Annotated in this window: 16 protein-coding genes; 15 read left to right on the forward strand and 1 reads right to left on the reverse strand. The window is 34.6% G+C overall.

The window, feature by feature from the left end; all coding sequences use genetic code 11:
* Positions 1 to 7 precede the first annotated feature (7 nt).
* The 8 genes from nirD (at position 8) to AC1DY0_RS15750 (ending at position 13,128) form a co-directional block, all read left to right on the forward strand.
* The gene (gene nirD, locus AC1DY0_RS15715) at positions 8 to 385 is read left to right on the forward strand and encodes a nitrite reductase small subunit NirD (protein ID WP_477189529.1); all 378 of its coding nucleotides are present in this window, start codon (positions 8 to 10) and stop codon (positions 383 to 385) included.
* A 31-nt stretch (positions 386 to 416) separates the two neighbouring features.
* Positions 417 to 1,004 carry a DUF4202 domain-containing protein gene (locus tag AC1DY0_RS15720; protein ID WP_477189530.1) on the forward strand — a complete coding sequence of 196 codons (588 nt, stop codon included), beginning with the start codon at positions 417 to 419 and terminating at the stop codon, positions 1,002 to 1,004.
* A gap of 124 nt (positions 1,005 to 1,128) precedes the next feature.
* Positions 1,129 to 2,880, forward strand: coding sequence for a sensor histidine kinase (locus tag AC1DY0_RS15725; RefSeq protein WP_477189531.1), 1,752 nt, complete (start codon positions 1,129 to 1,131; stop codon positions 2,878 to 2,880).
* Positions 2,881 to 3,160: 280 nt separating this feature from the next.
* Positions 3,161 to 3,820, forward strand: coding sequence for a response regulator (locus AC1DY0_RS15730; RefSeq protein WP_477189532.1), 660 nt, complete (start codon positions 3,161 to 3,163; stop codon positions 3,818 to 3,820).
* A gap of 240 nt (positions 3,821 to 4,060) precedes the next feature.
* Positions 4,061 to 5,539 carry an MFS transporter gene (locus AC1DY0_RS15735; RefSeq protein ID WP_477189533.1) on the forward strand — a complete coding sequence of 493 codons (1,479 nt, stop codon included), beginning with the start codon at positions 4,061 to 4,063 and terminating at the stop codon, positions 5,537 to 5,539.
* Between the two features lie 368 nt (positions 5,540 to 5,907).
* Positions 5,908 to 7,296 (forward strand): CmpA/NrtA family ABC transporter substrate-binding protein, encoded by a 1,389-nt coding sequence (locus AC1DY0_RS15740; RefSeq protein ID WP_477189534.1) that lies wholly within the window; start codon positions 5,908 to 5,910, stop codon positions 7,294 to 7,296.
* Between the two features lie 722 nt (positions 7,297 to 8,018).
* Positions 8,019 to 11,534: a molybdopterin-dependent oxidoreductase gene (locus tag AC1DY0_RS15745; protein ID WP_477189535.1), complete on the forward strand. Its 3,516-nt coding sequence runs from the start codon at positions 8,019 to 8,021 to the stop codon at positions 11,532 to 11,534.
* Positions 11,535 to 11,700: 166 nt separating this feature from the next.
* Positions 11,701 to 13,128: a rubredoxin gene (locus tag AC1DY0_RS15750; protein ID WP_477189536.1), complete on the forward strand. Its 1,428-nt coding sequence runs from the start codon at positions 11,701 to 11,703 to the stop codon at positions 13,126 to 13,128.
* A gap of 496 nt (positions 13,129 to 13,624) precedes the next feature.
* Here AC1DY0_RS15750 and AC1DY0_RS15755 read toward each other — a convergent pair whose 3' ends face one another.
* Positions 13,625 to 14,029 carry a helix-turn-helix domain-containing protein gene (locus tag AC1DY0_RS15755; protein WP_477189537.1) on the reverse strand — a complete coding sequence of 135 codons (405 nt, stop codon included), beginning with the start codon at positions 14,027 to 14,029 and terminating at the stop codon, positions 13,625 to 13,627.
* A gap of 464 nt (positions 14,030 to 14,493) precedes the next feature.
* On the opposite strand from AC1DY0_RS15755, the gene AC1DY0_RS15760 reads away from it, so the two are divergent.
* The 7 genes from AC1DY0_RS15760 (at position 14,494) to AC1DY0_RS15790 (ending at position 21,204) form a co-directional block, all read left to right on the forward strand.
* The gene (locus AC1DY0_RS15760) at positions 14,494 to 14,625 is read left to right on the forward strand and encodes a hypothetical protein (RefSeq protein ID WP_477189538.1); all 132 of its coding nucleotides are present in this window, start codon (positions 14,494 to 14,496) and stop codon (positions 14,623 to 14,625) included.
* A gap of 755 nt (positions 14,626 to 15,380) precedes the next feature.
* Positions 15,381 to 16,424: a tyrosine-type recombinase/integrase gene (locus tag AC1DY0_RS15765; RefSeq protein WP_477189539.1), complete on the forward strand. Its 1,044-nt coding sequence runs from the start codon at positions 15,381 to 15,383 to the stop codon at positions 16,422 to 16,424.
* 139 nt (positions 16,425 to 16,563) lie between these two features.
* On the forward strand, positions 16,564 to 17,034 hold the full coding sequence (locus tag AC1DY0_RS15770) for a hypothetical protein (protein WP_477189540.1): 471 nt from the start codon (positions 16,564 to 16,566) through the stop codon (positions 17,032 to 17,034).
* A gap of 163 nt (positions 17,035 to 17,197) precedes the next feature.
* Positions 17,198 to 18,712 (forward strand): RNA-directed DNA polymerase, encoded by a 1,515-nt coding sequence (locus tag AC1DY0_RS15775; protein ID WP_477189541.1) that lies wholly within the window; start codon positions 17,198 to 17,200, stop codon positions 18,710 to 18,712.
* Entirely contained in the window at positions 18,702 to 19,403 is a 702-nt protein-coding gene (locus AC1DY0_RS15780; RefSeq protein ID WP_477189542.1) for a hypothetical protein, read from the forward strand. Before AC1DY0_RS15775 ends, AC1DY0_RS15780 begins: the two co-directional genes overlap by 11 nt.
* 166 nt (positions 19,404 to 19,569) lie before the next feature.
* Positions 19,570 to 20,133, forward strand: coding sequence for a hypothetical protein (locus tag AC1DY0_RS15785; RefSeq protein WP_477189543.1), 564 nt, complete (start codon positions 19,570 to 19,572; stop codon positions 20,131 to 20,133).
* A 561-nt stretch (positions 20,134 to 20,694) separates the two neighbouring features.
* Entirely contained in the window at positions 20,695 to 21,204 is a 510-nt protein-coding gene (locus AC1DY0_RS15790) for a hypothetical protein (RefSeq protein WP_477189544.1), read from the forward strand.
* Positions 21,205 to 21,507: the final 303 nt, after the last annotated feature.

The raw sequence follows: 21,507 nt of genomic DNA on the forward strand, positions 1-21,507 counted from the left end.
AAATCACATGGAAGGACTATTAAGCCAATACGAAACCGTAAATTTAAGTGAAGTAAAAATTTGGTTCAAAGCTGGAGATATCAAAGATTTTCCTAGCAATAGAGGTGGTTGCATTAAATACAAAAACAAGCAAATTGCAATTTTCAACTTCGAAAGAAGAAACGAATGGTACGCTTGCCAAAATGCCTGTCCTCACAAAATGGAAATGGTTTTATCAAGAGGAATGACAGGTTCTACTGATGGAATTCCAAAAATTGCCTGTCCAATGCACAAAAAAACTTTTTCACTAGTAGATGGATCTAATTTAAATGGTGATGATTTTAAAATAGCTACCTACCCTGTAAAAATTGAAGGGAATGAAGTATTCGTTGGGTTTTTAGAATAATGTATGTATCTTTGAATATATACTATTCCAAATGAAAACTATCCCCTTTTTAAACGCCAGTGCGTGGATTGATGCCGAAAACGAAGCCGATCCAAATAATGAAATATACCAGGACGTAACCTACCCAAAAGAGTTATTATATTCCGACAGAATGTACGAAAGGCTGATGTCTTTTCAGCCCAAAGCTTCAGAAGCCGTTCAAATAGCAGCCAAAGCACAACACATTTGCCGTTGGAAAATAGCAAGAGAATCGTATCCCATGGATCGTGTGGGATATCTGAAATGGCGAGAGGATCTAAAAAAATTTCACGCTAAAATGACTTCCGAAATCTTAAAGAAAGCAGGATATGAAGATGACTTCATTGATCGTGTTTCTTTTTTGATCGAGAAAAAATTACTTAAAAAAGACGAAGAAACCCAACTATTGGAAGACGTTATTTGTTTAGTGTTTTTAGAATTTTATCTAGACCCATTCGTCCACAAACACGATACAGAAAAACTAAAAAACATTATTCTGAAAACTTGGAATAAAATGTCGGATAAAGGACATCAAGAAGCATTGAAAATCAATTATACCCCAGAAAATCTTCAGTTAATAAAAGACTCATTAGGATTGTAGATTACTCTTTAAAATTGGTGAATAAAAAACTGAAACTCAAGTTAAAAAAACAGTTACGGTCTTCTATATGAAAAAAAAATCCAAAGTATCTTTTGATAAAATTTCATTTATAAAATTAAGGCGAATGTATCTATTCGCCTTAGTTACTATAGCCGTAACAGTACTTTTAAGTCAACTCCTCATACAATACAACTTAAACAGCCAACTCAGCGATTCCAGAATAATAAACATTTCGGGAAAGCAAAGAATGCTCAGTCAAAAATTGACGAAAGAAGTTTTGATTCTTAATTTTATTACTGATTCTTTACAAAAAAAGAAACAAATCGATAAAGTTTCGAAAATCATATCCGAATGGAAATTTAACCATTATTCCTTGGTAAACGGGAATGACAGCTTAGGTTTTCCAAAAGAAAAAAATCCCATCCTGGTTAAATATTTTAAAAATCTAAAGCCTAATTTCGATACCTTACTTAAGGCCAGCAGTACTTTTTTGGACAATATAAAGCAAAATAAAGACGAGCAGGGAAACCAAAAACTGATTCAAACCATACTCGACAATGAAGCAGTTTTTCTTTCGAAAATGAACCAGATTGTAGGCGAATACGATAATGAAGCCCTAGAAAAAGTAACACTCCAAAGTAAAACCGAATATGCTATTCTCGCTTTTACCCTATTGGTCTTATTACTGGAATTTATATTCATTTTCAAACCTACCAACAAAAAAGTAGAGTCGTTAATTTCCAATCTCCTTTCTTCAGAAAGAAAAGCAATAAAACTTGCCCAGGACACGGAAATCATCAGCGAAGCAAAAGAAAACTCCGTCAAAGAATTGAAATCGCTGAATTATGCAATGGAGAACACCCTACTCTACTGCCGAATTGCCACCGATGGAACAATTATTCACATTGGTGAAAAATTCTCCAAACTAATACAGTACAACCCTTTTCTTTCGGATAAAAAATTCGGACAAGTACTGACTCCAGTTGAAAAAGAACAACTCATCATCGACCGTATTGTTCTCGAGAACCACCGCAGAGGTTGGCAAGGAGAATTAAACATCACCACACGAAATGAACAATCGCTTTGGTTGGATTTATCAATGGTGCCTGTTACTATAAAAAAAGACGAATCGGAATTATTGATTATTTGTTTTGATATTACCGAACGAAAAAAAGCGGTGCAGGAAGTAGAACGCCTGAATGCAGCCAATGTTGCCGACAAGCTAAGCCAACAAAAAGTGATTTCAAGCAAGATTGTCGAAAACCAGGAAAACGAACAAAACCGAATCGCAAGAGAAATTCACGATGGAATTGGGCAAATGCTGACGGGATTAAAATTCAGCCTCGAAAGCATCAATCTGGACGACAAGGAAAAATCCACCGTAAAAATAGACTACTTAAAAAAACTGACCCTCGACATCATCAAAGGAGTTCGCACAGCCACTTTCAATTTGATGCCCCCGGAATTGAGTGACCACGGAATCAATTCAGCTCTTGCAAAACTCACTTTGGAACTTTCTAAACTTACAGGCAAGAACATTCTCTTTTACAACAAAACTGATTTCAACAGCCGATTGGATTCTTTAATCGAAATCAACATTTATCGATTGACACAGGAAGCCATCAACAATGCCATCAAATATGCCGATTCCACGCATATTATAGTACAGCTTTCACATAGTGCAACATTATTGAGCATCACAGTTGACGATAACGGAAAAGGATTTGATATTAATGCCGTCGAAAAAAAGAGAAACAGTGAATCCGGAATGGGCATGCTCTTTATGAAAGAAAGAATACAATATATTAACGGCCGTGTTTTCTTTAATTCTATTCCTAATGAAGGAACAAGAATCACGTTTAATGTTCCCATTTAAAAATTCAATGGCAATGGCAATGGCAATGAAAAATAATAAAAAGGAATTTAAGTACAACTATTTGCAATACAATTCTACAAAGTTACTACCGTAATATGCCATCCTATCCAGCTAAACTTTAGAGCAACACTCTTTCTATCAGAATCAATAAAAACATTTAATCAATTTTTGAAATTTAAGTTTTGCTATTGAAATTGTCTTTGAAATTGAAAATTACGTATCTTAGCATCTTAAATTAGATGAATCTACGTAAAAAGTAGGATTGAACAATAAGTATATTATGAATAATACAATTCGAGTAATTCTTGCAGACGACCACGTATTTGTGAGAGATGGCATAAAATCTTTATTAGAAAACGAAGCAAACATCACTGTTGTAGGCGAAGCTACAGACGGTCTGGAAGCCTTAGCCTTAATAGACAGTGTCCAACCCGATTTACTTATTCTTGATATTCGGATGCCAAATATGACCGGTATTGAAGTTGTAGAGCAACTGAGAAGTAAAAACAATTTGGTAAAAATTGTAATGCTTTCTATGCATGAATCTGAAGAATACGTATTGAAATCAATTCAAGCCGGTGCAGACGGATACTTACTCAAAGGATCCAGTAAAGAAGAATTTTTAAAAGCACTACATACTGTTGCCAATGGTGGAAAATATTTCAGTGGTGACATTTCATCTATATTAATTGGACAGTTAACCAATCCTGTACTTACTGCCGAACCAAAACAATCTTTGGGAGAAGACCAAGTAATTACCAAAAGAGAGAAAGAAATTCTAAAACTTTTATTGACAGGTAAAGGAAATAAAGAAATCGCAGAAGCCTTGGACATCAGCAAAAGAACAGCCGAAGTACACCGATTCAATCTAATGAAAAAATTAAAAGTAAAAAACCTGATGGAACTTTCCAATAAGGCAGCAGAGTATTCGCTTCTTTAGAGATGCTAAGAATCTGAGATACTAAGATTCTAAGATTATTATTTTTTAAGTTTAAAGGTTTAAAAAATATAGACGCCAGATCAGTACTTAGTGATTTGGCGTTTTCTATTTTAAAAACTTAGCAACTTAGTTAGTTAAAATAAAACATACGTATAAATACTTAATTATTTTTCAAAAACTGCGAAAACGCAGTTTTTTTTTAGAACATACTACTTAGTTTTGTATAAAAATATAAGTATTATGTCAACAACAAACTCCCTCTCACAATCGCACCGTATTTTATTTTTAAACACATTAGCATTTACGGTGTGCTTCGCCTGTTGGACTCTCAATGGGGTTCTTGTCACTTTTTTGGTAGATAATGGAATCTTCAAATGGGATGTAGTCCAAGTAGGATGGCTTTTAGGAATTCCAATTTTAACGGGATCTGTAATGCGTTTACCAATAGGTATGCTAACTGATAAATTTGGTGGTAAATACGTATTCTCTTTATTACTTCTGCTTTGTTCTATTCCTTTGTTTCTATTGCCTTTTGCAGATAGCTTTTTCATGTTTGCATTACTAAGTTTTTTCTTTGGCATGGTTGGAACCAGTTTTGCAGTTGGTATAGGCTTCACTTCTATTTGGTATCCGAAAGAATGGCAAGGAAGAGCCTTGGGGATTTTTGGAATGGGTAATGCCGGTGCTGCTATCACCACGTTTTTGGCTCCTTCTTTACTAAATGAATTCTCTATATCCGATCCTCAAAATGGATGGAAACTACTTCCTGTTATATATGGAACAGCATTAGTTATAATTGGTATCATCTTTTTGCTTTTTACCAAAAACAAGAAAAATGAAAACCAAACCAAAACAGTACCTCAAATGTTACAATCTTTAAAAAACACTAGAGTTTGGAGATTTGGAGCCTATTATTTCTTGGTATTTGGTTGTTTCGTTGCATACTCTCAATGGTTATTACCAAACTTTATGAATGTATATCAAACTAGTTTAGTAATGGGTGGAATGTTTGCAACCATGTTTAGCTTACCGTCAGGGGTGATTCGTGCTTTTGGTGGCTTTTTATCCGATAAATTCGGAGCCAGAAAAGTTATGTATTGGGTATTGAGTTCATCTGTAATTTTAAGTGCCTTATTAATGATTCCAAAAATGGACATTACCACATCTGGGCCTGGAGTTATGGCAACCAAAAAAGGAATCATCACGGCAGTTTCGAATACTCTTGTAAAAGTGGGCGAAAAAGAATTCCCTATCAATTTGAAAGTAAATAAACCATTAGAAAACACCATATTCCCAACACGCAATTCTTGGCAACAAGTTGTAGTAAGTGAAAATCAAGAAGTAAAGAAAAAAGAACTTATCGCCAAAGGAGTAACAGCCATCCATTTTAGTGCCAATATGTGGGTATATCTCATATTAGTAATCCTTATCGGAATTTCATGGGGAATTGGTAAAGCTGCCGTTTACAAACATATCCCAGAATATTTCCCTACCGAAGTAGGTGTTGTAGGCGGTATGGTTGGAATGATTGGTGGACTGGGCGGTTTCTTTGGTCCAATCATCTTTGGCTATTTATTGACCGCTACCGGAATTTGGTCAAGCTCTTGGATTTTTATATTACTGTTATCTGCGGCATGCTTGATATGGATGCACATGACTGTAACCAAAATCATGAACGAAAAACAACCCATCTTATCAAAAGAAATGGATAGAAAATAATAATCCCCCATTTTAATTACTTGTGTATAGCTGCTTCCAAAAAAATGCCATTTTGGAAGCAGCTTTTTTATAAATAAAGAAAAAGTCTAGGGAAAATTTTTAGAAAACTAAAAAGCATTATTTCCGATAAAAAACCATAATTACCTATTAATCAACTCTATTTTTAAAAATTATCAAACTTTAGATTACTAAAAGCACATCTAAAAATAATGATTTTCATTTTTTAAAAACCCTTTTTTAAGATTTAAATATAAAGAACACTCCATAATTATAATTTCCATAAAAATCACCAACTACGTAATTTAAATTTTACAAAATAAGTACTATTACGTATATTTACTAAAGTATTAACAGCCAAACCAATAACCATGAAAAAACTATCCTTACAATTAACAGCAATACTATTAATAGCATTTACTGTTACTAGCTTTAAAAGTGAAATACCTGGCAATCCCATTTTGAAAAAAAGAAGTATCGGCCCACCGAAAACCAAAAAACTACAATTGGAAAAACCAAACGTAACTATTGGATTCATAAAACTAACCGATATGGCACCTCTTGCCATTGCAAAGTTTTTAGGTTATTTTGACGATGAAGGACTTGCTGTAACCTTAGAAGCTCAAGCCAACTGGAGAGATATATTAGACAAAGTGATTGACAATCAACTAGACGGAGCCCAGATGCTAGCTGGGCAACCTATAGCGGCAGCCGTGGGATGTGGAAGACAAGCTCAATTGGTTACCACCTACTCCATGGATTTGAACGGAAATGCGATAACAGTATCCAATTCCATCTGGTCCAAAATGAAAGATAGTATACCCGAAGAATATGGTAGACCCGTGCATCCTATTCCATCATATGCTTTGAAACCGGCTCTAAATTTTTACAAAAAAATGAACAAACCTTTTACTTTTGGAATTGTTGCGGCTTATTCAACTCATAATTACCAGTTGCGATATTGGCTGGCGGCTGGCGGCATAAATCCTGGTTTTTACAACAATAACAACATCCAAGGTAGCAAAGGAAATATGGACGCTGATGTATTGCTGAATGTTACGGCGCCACCACAAATGCCTCAAACATTAAAATCAGGAACGATTGATGGCTATTGCGTAGGAGAGCCATGGAATCAACAGGCGGTTGAAGAAACCATTGGTGTTCCTATAGTTACAAGCAGAGAGATTTGGAAAAATCATCCTGAAAAAGTATTTGTACTAACCAAGGAGTTTGTTTCAAAATATCCGAACACTGCAATTGCCATTACAAAGGCATTAATCAAAGCGGGAAAATGGTTGGATAATCCCGAAAACCGAAAAGAAGCCACACGTATCTTGTCAAAATCAGCTTATGTGGACGGAGACAAACACGTAATCGACAATTCGATGCTTGGAACTTTTGAATTTGAAAAAGGAGATGTGCGTTCCATACCTGATTTTAATGTTTTCTTCAAATACAATGCTACATATCCATATTATTCTGATGGAATTTGGTTCATGACTCAAATGAAACGTTGGGGACAAATAACTGAAGCAAAGCCTAATGACTGGTATCTCAGTAAAATTAAAGAAGTATACAAACCAGATATTTGGATTCGAGCAGCCAATTTATTGCTGGAAGAAGGATTTATCACCGAAACAGACATCCCTTACACTGATGGATTCAAGCCGGCAACAACCGATTTTATTGACAATATGTCCTATGATGGAAAAAAACCTGTCGAGTATATCAATGGATTTAAGATTGGTTTAAAAAATTAATTGCACAAACTCAGATTATATGCAAATTAACCAATTCAATCTAAGTAAATCCGTCAAATCTGTATGAAAAAATTGCACGCAGATTTGACGGATTTACGCAGATTTTTTAAAACTTCCCTAAAAAAAGCAATCCCCTTTCTACCCTAATACTAAGTCTATTAATACTATAAAAAAAATCTTTATTCATTAAAACTTGATGTGTCTTCCAAATACATCAAGTTTTTTTTTAGTTAAATAATAAAATATTCTTACAAATCTCCTGAATATGTTATTAGGTTGCGTGAGTGATGGCAGTGGAGCTCTTTTTTCTTTATCAGTTGCCACGGGTTTAAACCCGTGGCAATTGAAAAGAAAAAAAGCGGGAACGTACAGCACGACCCGAAGTTTTTACTCAGGGGCACGCCCTAAATCAGATTGCAGATTTTAGATTGCAGACTTCAGGTTGCAGATTGCAATTTTCTATCCGATGCTTTCTGCCTTCTGTTTTTCTGTTTTCTCGCCACCAAACTTGCAAAAACACAATTATTAATCTGCTATAACACCCAATACTTTTAATAATTCAAAAAAGACAACTGATTTTTACCATTCTAATTTTATTTGCGCTGAGATCAAAATAAAATTAGTTTTATACGTATTAATACTTATTTATTACTTATTTTTGTTTGTGTAATATCATCTATATTGATTCTTACAAAGCTACTTTATAAACGAAGACATACATAATGCAAAATACAGAAATCAAAACTACGTGTTCCTATTGTGGAGTAGGATGCGGAATTATTGTAAAAAATGATTCTAAAAATGGAGTGACGGTTACAGGCGACAAAGACCATCCCGTAAATAGAGGAATGCTTTGTTCCAAAGGAATGAACTTACATTATGTAGTCAATGACACTTCGGACAGGATATTGTATCCCGAAATGAGATGGAGCAAATCGCACCCAAAAGAAAGAGTAAGCTGGGATGCCGCTCTTGACCGTGCAGCAGCTGTTTTTTCTTCAATTATAAAAAAACACGGACCGGACAGTGTTGGGTTTTATATTTCTGGACAATGTCTGACCGAAGAATATTACTTGGTTAACAAACTAGTAAAAGGTTTTCTAAAAACCAATAATATAGACACCAATTCAAGACTTTGCATGAGCTCGGCAGTGGCGGGTTACAAAAAAACTTTTGGTGAAGACTCCGTTCCTATCGCTTATGCCGACATAGAACTTGCCGACACTTTCTTGATAACAGGAGCCAATCCCGCTTTTTGTCACCCAATTCTGTTCAGACGAATCGAACAACACAAGGAGAAAAACCCAAAGACAAAAATTATTGTTGTCGATCCAAGACGCACCGACTCGGCTATCGCAGCAGATTTGCACTTGCAGATACTTCCTGGGACTGATATTGTTTTGTACCACGCCATCGGGAGACGATTAATTGAAAAAGCATACGTTGATTTTGATTTTATACGAAATCATACCGAAAACTTTAAGGCTTACAAAGACATGGTAATGGGCAGTTCCTATGAAAAAGCATCCAAATTATGTGGAGTTTCTGTAAGTGACATTCACCTCGCAGCCGATATTATTGGCAAAGCCAAAGGATTTATATCCATGTGGGCTATGGGATTGAACCAAAGCGCCATTGGGGTTGATAAAAACACAGCTTTACTTAATCTTTCATTGATAACCGGGCAGGTTGGAAAACCGGGTTCCGGACCTTTCTCATTGACCGGACAACCCAATGCTATGGGAGGCCGTGAAGTGGGCGGAATGGCCAATTTACTGGCGGTTCACAAAGAATTAAACAATCCTGAACACCGCAAGGAAGTAGCCGATTTTTGGGGAGTGGAATCCATTTCTGAAAAACCAGGATTAACAGCAACCGAAATGTTTGACGCCTTGGAATCGGGCAAAATGAAAGCCATTTGGATTATTTGCACCAATCCAATGGTGAGTTTGCCAGATGCAAGAAGAGTTGAAAAAGCATTGCAAAACGCAAAATTTGTTGTCGTTCAAGACATCTCCCATAATGCCGATACCGCCAAGTTTGCCGATTTATTGTTGCCTGCCGCAGGATGGCTGGAAAAAGAGGGAACAATGACCAACTCTGAGCGTCGTATTTCGTATTTACCAAAAGGAATTAATGCCCCAGGTGAAGCTTTATCGGATGTGGAAATCTTGCTGAACTTTGCCAAAAAAATGAAGTTCTCTGGTTTCAACTTCAACAATACCGAAGCTGTTTACAAAGAATACTGCCTAATGACCAAAGGCACCAATATTGATATTTCCTATTTAAATTATTCCCGACTAAAAAACGAAGGCACTTTCCAATGGCCTGTTCCGGATTACGGACACCCAGGAACTCCTCGCCTATTCGCCGATAAAAAGTTCTTTACGCCTTCGCAAAAAGCGATTTTCAATATTCCAACGAGTATCGAAAACACATCTCCACTTCCTTCAGCTCAATATCCTTTTATATTGACAACGGGACGAATTCGTGATCAATGGCACACAATGACCAAAACCGGTAAAGTGTCCCGATTGATGACGCACACTCCTAGCCCAGTTCTCGAAATCAACCCAATAGATGCCTACAAGTCTGAAATAAAAAATGGTGACATTGTTGTTGTGAGCAGTAAAAATGGTGAAGTTCGGGTGAAAGCAAAAGTAACCGACACTATCAAAGAAGGTGTTCTATTTTTGCCTATGCATTGGGGAAAACAATTGGACAACGACTTGAACAGAACCAACAATCTGACTAACACGATTGTAGATCCAATATCCAAAGAGCCTGATTTTAAATACACCACGGTAGCGGTAACAAAATACGTGAAACCATTTCAAAAAATTGCCGTTGTAGGTGCTGGAGCTGCTGCTTTCCGCTTTATTCAAAATTACAGAGAAATAAATACTACCGATGAAATTATTGTTTTTTCGAATGAGGAAAACCCATTCTACAACCGCGTTCTGTTGCCAGAATATGTGACTGGAGAATTTACTTGGGAAAGCCTTTTGAAAATAAAAAGCGATGGCATGAGCCAATTGAATATCACGATGAAATCGGGTGTTGCAATTGAAAATGTAAGTACTGCAGACAAAACCATAACCGACTGCCGAGGCACCGTTCATCAATTTGATATGTTGATAATGGCAACTGGAAGCCGCCCTTTTATACCTGAAAATGCCCAATTACATCTTCCGGGGCGTTTTACCATCAGAAAGAAAACAGATGCCGACAAACTAAAAGATTATCTGGATGGCACCAATTTACCTGCCGAAGAACAACACGTAGTGATTGTAGGTGGTGGATTACTGGGACTGGAACTGGCTGCAGCCCTTAAACACAAAAAAGTTAAAATAACTATTATACAAAGAGCGTCCCGATTGATGGAACGTCAATTGGATAGAATCTCCAGTAAATTATTGGCCGAAGAAGTACAGCAAAGAGACATTCAAATTTATTTTGATAATGAAGTCAGTACCGTATTTGAAACCGATAATGCAAACGAATTGGAAATCGCTCTGAAAAGTGGTCGAATCATTACTGCCAATGCCATTGTTTACACCATTGGAACGATACCAAACATAGAATTAGCCAAGGAAACAGGACTGGCTTGTGGACGTGGCGTAAAAGTCAACCAGTACTTGCAAACCTCCCATCCTGATGTATTTGCGATAGGTGAAATTGCCGAATTCAACAATCAGTTATTCGGAATCACCTCTGCTGCCGAAGAACAGGCCGATGTTTTAGCCAACTTTATAGCCGGTGACATCAGCAGTTTTTACAAAGGATCGGTATTGATGAATATCCTAAAACTGGAAGACATCAATCTTTGTTCAATAGGTGAAATCGAAGTACCCGAAAACGATGATTCCTATGAAGAAATTGTTTTTGCCGACTTAGGGAAACGCTATTATAAAAAATGTATCGTCAAGAACGATTTGCTCATTGGAGCCATCCTAATGGGTGACAAAAATGAGTTTGCCGAATTCAAGACAATGATTGAAAGCAAAATCGAATTGGCCGACAAACGAAACACCTTATTAAGAGGAAGCGGCTCCGAGGCCAAACCCGTAATTGGGAAACTAGTTTGCTCTTGTAGTCAGGTAGGAAGCGGAAATATTGAAGAATGCATCAAAAGTGGCGTTACCAATTTTACCGAACTTTGTAAAACCACGGGAGCGGGACTAGGTTGTGGCAGTTGCAAAACTGAAGTGAAGGAGATATTGGCGAAAGCTAAATAGGGTTTGAAAAGGTTTAATGGTTTAAAAGTTTAAAATTGTTTAATACTCTAAATCGTGCTAAAAAGCATCTTCAAAACCACAAACCTTAAACAACCTTAAACAATTAAACAATTTTAAACCTAAAGAGTTTAAACCTTTAAACAACCAACAATAAAAACTAAAAAAAATGGAATTAACAAGACTCATAGTAAAAGGCGGGGTTATATCTCCGGGGGAATTACGAGAAATTGTAAATATGGCATTGGAGCAAGGTCTTGAAGCCATCTCTTTTGGTTCCAGGCAAGACATTATATTCCCAAAAGGATTCAAAAATAACACTCCCGAAAAAATTGGGAAACATCATTTTGTTTTGCCCAACGAAAAAAGTGGCAATAACATCGTTTCCTCTTATGTATCGACCGATATTTTCAGGAATACGACTTGGCTTACCGGAAACAAATTCCTTTACATATTGGAACAATTCAAGGAACAGCCCAAATTAAAGGTCAATGTAACCGACCCTAAACAACAGCTCGTTCCACTATTCACGGGACACATCAACTTTGTGGCTTCGCACCACGAAGATTATTGGTTCCTGTATGTGCGTTTGCCAAAATGGGACAAAATGGAACTTTTCCCTGTATTGATCTACAGCTGGGACATAGGGAAAATATATTACGAAATAGAAAAAATACTTCAGGAAGAACCCGATACTGTTGATATGATTTTCCAACTCATTAGCGATTTGGACACCAACAACAGAACCATCGACCAGCCATTAAATATTCCGTTTTACCCCTTCCCTTATTACGAAGGAATGAACAGACTTGGTATCGACCAATACTGGTTAGGACTTTACTGGCGCAACAACCTCTACGATCTGGAATTCTTGAAAGAAATGTGTGATTTATGTTTCGACTGCAAAATCGGAAAAATATGTATCACCCCTTGGAAATCMTTCATCGTGAAAGGAATCCCCAAAGACCGCAAACTCGATTGGGAAAAATTCTTGGGCAAAAAAGGAATCAATGTTCGCCACTCCCTTTTGGAACTCAACTGGCACTTACCCGTAGCTACGGAATGGGCCTTGAACCTCAAAACTTTTCTGGTGCGCACCCTCGACCAGTTCGACATCAGCACCTACGGACTTACCTTCGGACTGTCCGACTATAATCGAGACGGTCATTATTTCACCTCGGTGGTTATCGAAAAAAACGAATCGCCAAAGGATCTCGAATCGATCAAAATCCGAGATACTTTCAATATTTTGTATGCCAAAAATTTTGATCCCAACACCAAGGAATACATCGTACACGCGCAAGATGTCGACAAACTCGAATTGCCCAATATCTTAATAGAATTGAGTAAAAAATACTTTGAAGAACTAGGCAACAGTGTACTCGAATTCAAAAATACCAGCGCCAAAAAGGAAACCAAAGCACAGGACATTCACCAATGTCCAGAATGCTTAACTGTTTATAATTCAGACTACGGCGATGTCATTCAGGGCATCGAAAAAGGCACACTCTTTCAGGATCTTCCCGAAGATTATTGCTGTTCGTTATGTGAAGCCCCAAAAAGCAGCTTCATTCCTTTGACAGAAACCACGGTTTAATCAAAATTATTGGGGCGAGCCACCATCCCGAAAAAAGGGCAATTCACTTTGCGAGTATACGCCCTTTTATCGGGATGCTGTCAGGCTGTTACTTTGGTAGTGAGCTACAAATAAAATTCACTGAACTCATATGGATCACCATTTTACAAGTAATTATTGCGGTCTTTATGACCTATTTTAAGCATAATTTGAAAAAGTTAGCACTAAAAAACTAATGATTTGAGATGGTTCATTGATTTTTAAAGACTAGTACCACTTTTCATACATTATCCATACACTATCTATGCTTTATCTATGGCTTTGCCCGTCCCAAAAAAAAAGAGTGTCCTGTCCTGAATAATGGGTTTAATTTAGCCCCAAACCCGATGGTTACCAAAACGTTATTACAAACCCACTCCCCAAAAAAAAGAGACTAGAAAGTCTCTTTGTGGAATTAATATGTCTTTTATAAATGATTATTTTATATTTTCGAAATATGAATAAGAATTTTTCCGAATTATTTATTGATTAATTTTTCAAGCCTTGCCATCATTTCATCTTTCTCCTTCAACATTCGTTCGTACAAAGCAATTTTTTCTTCGTGAAGTTGGATCAATTTGTCGATTGGATTATTATTGAAAGTTGGGCTATAATTTATCAAACCTTGAGTGTCATGAAAAGTATTCGAAATAATATTTATTGCTTGCTCTTCATCAAAATTCTGAAAAGCTTCAACAGGAATTTTTAATACTGCTGAGATTTGTTTAAGCAGGTTATCTTCAATTACATCTTTTTGCTCCAGCATAGAAATTTTCTTCTGATTCCAGTCCTCTCCCAGATCATAAGCTAATGCCTCCTGCTTTATGTTAAGCATTTCTCTGAAACGTTTTACGTTTCTTCCCTGATGTATTTTTTGTTCCATAATGAGTATCAATTTTCTGAAGGTTCAAAGATAAAGCCCTTTGGATTAAAAAGTCTGAGTTTCAAAGATAAAAAAATATCCTATTAAATATCCATTTTATAAGATATTATATCTGTATTCCGAATAGATCATCCTCTTTTAAGAACGGAACTTCGCTGGTTAATATTAAATCTTCTCCCTATGAAAAAGAATAAAAAATTCTTTGGGACTACTTTTTGGTCGGTGTATGAGACAGCAAATCCATTCGTGGTTGTTGAGGCATTTTTCGACTTTGCGGATCTTGATTACTATAACTAGATTTTAAGTGAAGCGGTAATTTACTGCCATAAGGGGAAAATCTACAAACAGGATAAACCTATCGAAATTTCTGTTTTTTTTATACTGCAGTCTGCTCTTTTCTCAAAGTCTGTTACTGCTTGAAAGTGAAAAATGGAAGGTGAAAAGCAAAAGGGTTTGCTGATTATATGCCACTATTTCACCTTGCTTCCCTCACTGAGGAAGAATATGGGAATCCTTTTCTTGTATTTCAAGAAGCATTTGCTGAGAGAACTCTTGAAGAATTTGAATTTGTCTTTTGTGAAATCGTAGCGCTTTAATTGTCTCCCTGCACAGGAGAATCTGAAATTCATTAACCATTTTTTTTGAACGTTTAGAAAAAGGAAAAGGTTGGTTTGAATAACTAAAAAATGCTATAATGAAAAAATTAGAATCTAAAATGGCTTCCCGCCAACAGCTATATCGTCAGGCGCAGCATTAAATAAGAGAGAAAACGAATAACATACTATTTTATACTGGAATAGTTTTCTTTTTTGGATAATGGCAAAAAACCAAAACACCTCCCTTTAGCCCAATTTCATTAAGTTAAGGAATTGCTGTTTTTATTTTCACGCAGATTTCGCAGATTTACGCAGCAAAAAAAGCAAAAATCTCCTGAATCTGAGTGCTTTTTTTTTAATCTTCCCTTAACTTAATGGCATTGCCCTTTAGCCCCGATTGCTTCACCAGTTCGCTTCGCTCGTGTAAAGTGGAAATCCTTTTCTTTTTTTCTTTAAAAAAGAAAAGATTACTTCACTATATTTTTACTTTCATAGGAGTTCAGTGAGCTTCGTTTGCAACGGAAAGCGGGACGATATCTCCAAAAAGACCTAATGTTTCTGCTCCATATCAATAATCAAACTACGTTTTAAAACAACAATCAATCAGCACTCCTAATTACTTTGATTCTGGAATAGTATTGCGGAGATCATTCCTCACCTTTCACAACTCACTATTCAATAAAATCCAAAAATCTGCAATCTTTTCCTTATCTTTATCATTCAACTAAACGCCTTTTACTTTAACTATTCGCCTTATGAACTGGACAGCCAAACTCATCAAACGCGGTGGCGAAAGCCGCATAGCCATTTATTTCGAAAAAAATCAAGATTGGATTGATCGCATTAAGCTACAAGAGGGATCAAGATGGAGTCAAACATTAGGCGTTTGGCATTTGCCTGATACCTTTGAAAACCGAATGTTATTTCGAATTATCGAGACACCAATCAAACTTCCTTCGGCTGAGGGAATCGCCCAAATAGAAAAATTCAAACACTGGCTGTTGTCCCGACGTTACAGCAACAGTACCATAACTACCTATACCGAAGCTTTAAAAACCTTTCTGACCTTTTACAACGACAAAATGGTAGCCGAAATTAACAATGATGATGTTATTCGGTACAATAACGAATACATTTTGAACAATAATTTGTCGGCTTCGTATCAAAACCAAATCGTCAATGCTGTCAAATTGTTTTTCTCCACCATACGAGAAACTAAAATCGAAATCGAGAAAATTCACCGTCCGAAACGAGAAAAAATACTCCCCAATGTTTTGAGTAAAGAGGAAGTAAAACTGATTTTGAATGCTCATAGTAACCTCAAACACAAAACGATGCTGAGTTTAATTTATAGTTGCGGATTACGTTGTGGTGAGTTGCTGGCGCTACAACCCGTTCATATCGATTCCAAAAGAAATCTGGTGCTCTTGAAAAGCGCAAAAGGAAAGAAAGACAGAATAACACCGTTAAGTCCGAAGATATTGGAAATGTTGCGAGATTATTACAAAGTTTTCAAACCCACCACATATCTATTTGAGGGACAAATTTCCGGTTCTCCCTACGACTCCAGAAGTTTGCAACTTGTATTAAAACAAGCTTTAAAAAAAGTTGGGATTCAAAAACCAGTTACATTGCATTGGCTTCGCCATAGCTTTGCCACCCATTTATTGGAAAGCGGTACCGATTTGCGCTACATACAAGAATTATTGGGGCATAACAGCAGCAGAACTACCGAAATCTACACTCATGTAAGTACGAAAAGTATCCGACAAATAAAAAGTCCTTTTGACGATTTGTAATCATTTTTTGCTATTTTTGAAAAACAAAAAAGCGAAATAAAACTTCGTATATACACCTACCAGTTTGGTAGATAGGCGAAAGTTTGTTTCGCATATATACTAGTTAGTAGCCATTACCCCGAAAAAAACGTAAATTCAAATGATTAAACAAATCTACTTTCTATTAATAATAAGCTTAATGTTTGCTTGTCAAAAACAAGAAAAAATTGACACTAAAATAATCACTATTAAACTTCCTAAACGGGATAAAAATAATATCATTGGATTTGCTTGCTTCTATGCAGGAACTAAATCTGAACCTGTCAAAAAGATATCTGAAATTCTGAAAAACAAAAACTATACAACTCTTAAAGCTAAACTTTACGACGTAAATCCTGCCGAGAAATACCTAGCGACTGTTGCTTGTGAAAAATTAGAAACCAAAAAATTAATAAAACTTACCGAACAGGAGTTTGCTCAAATAAAAATAAACAAGGAAAGTGATGAAAAGGTAACTCTTTGCGGAGGTTGCACGAATGAAGAAGAGCTAACTCTGAAAGAGATGTTTACTTCCAAAGAGAATTTTTTAGCAGACTCAGTTGAGAAATGGATAAACGAAATGATAAAGTAACGGCTACTAACAGCCACTACAACGGATTTGGGCATTGGGCTTAATGGAAAGATGGTTTTGTATTTGGGATGATTTGGCAAATCCGAAAATAGGGCTTAATTTAGTCCCAAACCCGCTGTAGTGCCAAGACGTTAGGCGACATTCGCGCAAAAAATAAAAAAATATGACTTCATATATAGACTACATGGCAGACATTTCTGGATCGGAATTATACGACGGATTGGTTGGTCATGGATTATTCGCTAGTAAAATCCCAAACTTTTTAACAAGTGAAAACTTTTTAGAATACTCTAAAAGACCGAGTTTTCCAAATCAAAATACAGAAAGAGACTACATTCGATATTCTAATATTAGAAATATTAATGTTCCTAGACCTTTAGCAATACCAGACCCATTTGCATATGCAAATTTATGCCATTTTATATCAACAATATGGACAGAAATAATAGATCATTTTAAAAATAAAACAAGTCTTGAAACTTACAAAGTTAGCAGAATTCATATTCGTAAGTTCTTTCAAAAAGATGGGCTTTTTGAAATGAATTACAAAAATTTCTTTATGGACGGTGAACCTTATCAAGATATCGTAATAAAGGCAAAGTATGTTGCTCATGCAGATATAGCAAATTGTTTTCCTAGTATTTATAGCCATTCAATTTCATGGGCATTAGTAACCAAGCAGTATGCAAAAGCTAATAAAGGTCAAGGATTATGGTTTAATAAAATTGATGGGGTAACAAGAAATCTAAAATTTGGGGAAACAAATGGGCTTTTAATTGGCCCACACGTTTCTAATCTAATTTCAGAAATTATTTTGACCTCCGTAGATTATGAATTAATAAATAAAGGATTTAAATATATTAGAAATATTGATGATTACACTTGTTATGCAGAAAGTTATGAGGAAGCGGAAAGATTCATTCTTACTTTGTCTGATGAACTCAAAAAATATGAATTAACATTAAATTCAAAAAAAACTAAAATTATTTCTCTTCCAAAAGCTGAAGTTAAAAATTGGGTAACAAAACTTAATCATTTTAATTTTACAAATACCTATACTGCTCCTAATGGAAAAGAAGGCATTAGAGTAAAAGAACTCAAAGGATTTTTTGATTTTTCGATTGAACTAATGCTTGAAGAGGGAAGTGATGTATCAGTCATTAATTATGCTATCCAGATTGTATCAGGAAAATATTTAGGTATTAGTGCCAAAAATTATTTCATAAAACAAGTGCACCATTTAGTTCTTTTATATCCATATTTAATAAATCTTCTTGATGAATATGTTTTTGATCCTCACGAAATTGACATTCCTATTATCACACAGATATCTAAAGATATTTATGATTATGGTGTAAGGAGTAAAATTTATGAAGCGTGTTCTTATTCTATTTATTATGCACTAAAATACAATTTTGATTTACAAATTTCAACTCTTAAATCTGATTCAATTACTTCAAATGATTGTATTTTTATGCTTTTAGCTTTTAGAATTGATATGAAATATCAAAAAAAACCTTATCTAAAAGAGTATAAAGACAATGCAAAAACACTTAAACTTACTGATTTTTACCAATATTGGCTATACATTTTTGAAGTCTTACCTTTAACGGATCTTGCAGATGAATATAAACACATGAAACGTCAAAAAATTACTTTCATAAAAAATGGATATTGATATGAAATATTATAGATTTGGTTCAAATAATTCTTTAGATGAAGATTATTTAGTTGATCATCCAAATGCAACAGGAACAGAAAATGACACACAATTAATTACGCAATTAAAACTTCAATTTCCTGAAATGCTTAATTGGCATATAAATATAATTAAAATTATAGATGGTAAAATTGTTCATTCAATTCCATCAAAAGGTAGTCCAGATTCTGTTCATAATAGCCTACTATCAACATATAATTTACATGAACAATCATTTGCATGCCCTATATTTAAAGCTGTCGAAAGAGATATTACAAAAGCAATCAATAAATGTATTTTACACATATTGACTTTTTATAAAAAAACTGATAAAGAATTTTATAAAAAAATTGCTAGAGTAGCTTTAAAATCACAATCTCTTGATGAACAAATAAAAGTTTTGGGAATCATTGATTTTGACAAATTAACACTATCAAAAAACGAAACTGAAAAATTAGATAGTTTGAAGAAAATTTCTTTTCGCATAGCTCAAACAATATCGCTCATAAATAATATTGAGATTTATACTAAAAATGATTTAATTGAAAAATATCCTGAACTTACAGATATTATTAATAGAAAACCTCTTAATTCATATAATATTTTGAATATAAAAATTAAAGAACTACAAAAGCATATAATTTTAATCAATAAAAAGAACGTCGCCTAACACTTGCTACAAGAGATTTGAGCAATTGGCTTAATTTAAAAATGGTCTTGTATTTGGAATATTTAGGCAAATCCGAAAATAAGGCTTAATTTAATCCCAAACCTCTTGTAGCAAGGGAACGTTGTGCGACAGTTTGCGAAAGAAGAAACCGAATAAATATCAACAAATGAATTACAAGTTATTAAAAAACATTTTCTTACTATTTGGTTTGACTTTCTTGTTCATAAGTTGTTGTTATAATGGATTATATTCAAAAAGTGGTTCTTGTAGAAAAAAAATAAATGATTACAAACTTAAAAACGAAAAAATTGACAACATCGATACTTTAGCCGTTTATAAAGAAAAAATAAACTTTGCAATAAATACCATTACAAAAGAATACGTTTTCTTTGAAAAAAATGATGACAATAGTTATCCATATGTAAGCTATTTAAAATTTTATTCTAAGAATAAAATTGGAATATTCAGAATTGCAAAATCTGACACTTTGAAATTGACTAGAGAACATTTTGACCCAAGCAAGGCTACAATGGGGTATTATTTTATAGAGGAAAACAAATTGAAAATAAAATTTTCAATCGTTTTTCAATGTAGTCATCAAATATTAAGAGAAAGAGGTACTATAAATAAAGATTCAATAACAACCCTCGAATCAGGACATTCAGGAACAATTTATGTAAAACGTAATATTCCTAAAGAATATTTAGAAAATTGGAAGCCTGATTGGTAAATAAGAAAAACCGATCGCACAACAGCCACTACAACGGATTTGGGCAATAGGCTTAATAGAAAGTTGGTTTTGTATCTGGATGATTTGGCAAATCCGAAGAATGGGCTTAATTTAGTCCCAAACCCGCTGTAGTGCCAGAACGTTAGTGGCAAGCAACCAGAAATAGAGAGAAAATTTAATAGCTAAAATAAGCGTGAAAAAAATAATAAAATATGTGCTCAATTTTTCTGCATTAAGTTTTATGATTTCTTATACTTATGTTTCATATGCAATGATAGTTAGAGTTCCAAATATTGAAAGACTTATGAATTTAATTCATAGTCAAGTAGAAAAGCTCGCACTAATTTCAATTGAATTTATTGTAATTATAACTTTTATAAATTATGTTTTTGAAAGAAAAATTGAGAAAAGAAAAACGTCATATGTATTTCTTTGGCTGTTGCTAGTACACTTTATCACTTTAACTTTGGCCATTGCTTATTGCTCAAATGATTTTTATATCGATTTCATACAACATCCAGAATATTTTTAAAACTGAATCCAGCCACTAAAAAAACTTAAATGATAAAAAACAATTTACTTTTTATTTTAATATTCATTACTCAATTTTCATACTCTCAAGAAACTAAAGTCACAAAAGAGGAATTATTAAATACTTTCAAAGAAACAATAGTTCAAAACAAAAAGGGAATAATTGAAACCGATTCTAATCCTTGGTTTACAGATAACACAAACGATATTTACTTTAAAAATGACACGATTGTCTTAAAAAATGCAAAAAGTTTTAAACGAGATTATTGCAAAATAATTAATTGGAATTTTTATAAGAACAATGCCTTTATAATTGGAGAAGCTGACTATTGTAATGAACCACCAACGAGAAAAGTAACTAAACCTAAAGATTATATTGATCTGAATATTTATAATTTAGGAAATGACTTAACCATTGAGTTGTTGAATCAAAATAAGTTAATTGAAAAATTTAAAGTTATATCACTTCAGAAAAAAGAGTCTGAATACGAGAAAAGCAAATTTGACTTTATCATAAAACTGATGCGAATATCGAAATGACAAGCCAGCCACTAACAGCCACTACAACGGATTTGGACATTTGGCTAAATGGAAAAATGGTCTTGTATTTGGAATGATTTGGCAAATCCGAAGAATGGGCTTAATTTAGTCCCAAACCCGCTGTAGTGCCGGAACGTTGGTGGCAATTTAACCGCAAAATGGACGAAAACAAGAATCTATGAAAATTTTAAAAGTCTTTCTATTAATTACTATTTGCTTTTTGTTTTCTTGCAATAAAAAACACGAACAAAATGATATTGAAAAATCAAATGATTCAATTTATGTTTACAACCAAAATCATAC

Source organism: Flavobacterium sp. P1_E4, from assembly GCF_056405915.1.

Bases quoted from the DNA above. Each gene is read 5' to 3' on its own strand.
- AC1DY0_RS15785 (WP_477189543.1), top strand. From the start codon at position 19,570: ATGAATTACAAGTTATTAAAAAACATTTTCTTACTATTTGGTTTGACT.
- AC1DY0_RS15740 (WP_477189534.1), top strand. From the start codon at position 5,908: ATGAAAAAACTATCCTTACAATTAACAGCAATACTATTAATAGCATTT.
- AC1DY0_RS15780 (WP_477189542.1), top strand. From the start codon at position 18,702: ATGGATATTGATATGAAATATTATAGATTTGGTTCAAATAATTCTTTA.
- AC1DY0_RS15760 (WP_477189538.1), top strand. From the start codon at position 14,494: ATGCCACTATTTCACCTTGCTTCCCTCACTGAGGAAGAATATGGGAAT.
- AC1DY0_RS15790 (WP_477189544.1), top strand. From the start codon at position 20,695: ATGATAAAAAACAATTTACTTTTTATTTTAATATTCATTACTCAATTT.
- AC1DY0_RS15735 (WP_477189533.1), top strand. From the start codon at position 4,061: ATGTCAACAACAAACTCCCTCTCACAATCGCACCGTATTTTATTTTTA.
- AC1DY0_RS15730 (WP_477189532.1), top strand. From the start codon at position 3,161: ATGAATAATACAATTCGAGTAATTCTTGCAGACGACCACGTATTTGTG.
- AC1DY0_RS15765 (WP_477189539.1), top strand. From the start codon at position 15,381: ATGAACTGGACAGCCAAACTCATCAAACGCGGTGGCGAAAGCCGCATA.
- AC1DY0_RS15725 (WP_477189531.1), top strand. From the start codon at position 1,129: ATGTATCTATTCGCCTTAGTTACTATAGCCGTAACAGTACTTTTAAGT.
- AC1DY0_RS15745 (WP_477189535.1), top strand. From the start codon at position 8,019: ATGCAAAATACAGAAATCAAAACTACGTGTTCCTATTGTGGAGTAGGA.
- AC1DY0_RS15720 (WP_477189530.1), top strand. From the start codon at position 417: ATGAAAACTATCCCCTTTTTAAACGCCAGTGCGTGGATTGATGCCGAA.
- AC1DY0_RS15770 (WP_477189540.1), top strand. From the start codon at position 16,564: ATGATTAAACAAATCTACTTTCTATTAATAATAAGCTTAATGTTTGCT.
- AC1DY0_RS15775 (WP_477189541.1), top strand. From the start codon at position 17,198: ATGACTTCATATATAGACTACATGGCAGACATTTCTGGATCGGAATTA.
- AC1DY0_RS15755 (WP_477189537.1), bottom strand. From the start codon at position 14,029: ATGGAACAAAAAATACATCAGGGAAGAAACGTAAAACGTTTCAGAGAA.
- nirD (WP_477189529.1), top strand. From the start codon at position 8: ATGGAAGGACTATTAAGCCAATACGAAACCGTAAATTTAAGTGAAGTA.